The organism is Vibrio sp. Vb0888, assembly GCF_033338835.1.
GTDB lineage: Bacteria > Pseudomonadota > Gammaproteobacteria > Enterobacterales > Vibrionaceae > Vibrio > Vibrio alginolyticus.
Map to the genome: position 1 here is coordinate 1 of NZ_JAWOTL010000293.1, position 1,091 is coordinate 1,091.

At 42.8% G+C, this 1,091-nt stretch carries 2 protein-coding genes; both read right to left on the reverse strand.

Annotated features, from left to right (window positions below):
• Window positions 1–123: 123 nt before the first annotated feature.
• On the reverse strand, window positions 124–612 hold the full coding sequence (locus R7P72_RS25730; protein WP_017447723.1) for a prepilin peptidase: 489 nt from the start codon (window positions 610–612) through the stop codon (window positions 124–126).
• The gene (locus tag R7P72_RS25735; RefSeq protein ID WP_005494099.1) at window positions 612–785 is read right to left on the reverse strand and encodes a Flp family type IVb pilin; all 174 of its coding nucleotides are present in this window, start codon (window positions 783–785) and stop codon (window positions 612–614) included. The genes R7P72_RS25730 and R7P72_RS25735 overlap by 1 nt, the downstream gene beginning before the upstream one ends.
• Window positions 786–1,091 lie beyond the last annotated feature (306 nt).

The following is a 1,091-nucleotide window of genomic DNA, read 5'->3' on the forward strand; positions in this document are numbered from 1 at the left end:
CGGAAGGCACCTTTGGTGGATTGATTTGTGGCACTAGTTTTTCCCAATACGCAGAGCCCATCATACTTCCCCTCTTGAAGTTGCCTAGTCAACTGATGTCGTATGTTTTTCTATTTATAAGTATTAGTGCGTGTAGGAGAAATAAGCTAATCCGATTACGATTACAGGCGCGAAAGGAATCACTAGTGGCTTATTAGACCTAAAGCCTGGTGTAACTTTTTCAATGCAGTAGCCCTTGACCTGATGAGTTAGAGCAACGCTCGTTGAAGCAATGTGCAGCATCAAATAAAAGATGCCAACAATACCCCCTGCGAGAATAATTCCGATAGACGCTTCCCACAGATTACTCAGTCCCAGCCATGCCCCTATGACGGCGAGTAATTTAACGTCTCCTCCAGCCATTGCTTTAATGAGGTAGAGTACAAAGCACACTGCAAACGCAACCAGTCCACCATACGCATGATCCAAAAGACTCACGCTCGGGCTGTACAATACGTTTGCAGTGACAGCGACCAGAAGCAACAAAACGGCTTTATTAGGAATTCTGTGCTTCTGGGCGTCTGATACACCTATCGCAATCAACAATGACCAAATGACTAACTCACTAAGCATTACGAGTTGTTGATTTGAGATGCTACTGATGTGAACTTGCCTGACAACGTAGTCCAGAAACCAGATGTTAGGAAAGCAGTTACAATCAGAGCGGCGCCCAAGATGTATTCAAGCAGTGTTAGACCTTCTTCATCTTCCATGAAGTCCTTGATTAGGTTGCGAAAGTTGTCCATAAGTTTATCCCCTTGTTTAACATTTTCTCGCTTGTTAATGATGCAAGTGCATATCCACCTGAATCATGATTAAACCTTAGTCACCGAAAAAATGGGGGGTTAGGACTTTTTTGCCAACGACTAGTACTTTTTTGCCCACCTTGTGTTTAGCGTTAAAATGTATCAAAAATGAGACACAAAACCACACCATATGCGACATATCTCACACTTGCAGTATGAATTAATAGACCTAAGCTTAAACGAAAGGGTGAGTTATTGATTTCAAGGAATGAGACTCGACTTACACCGCATGGACAACGTTGTTTC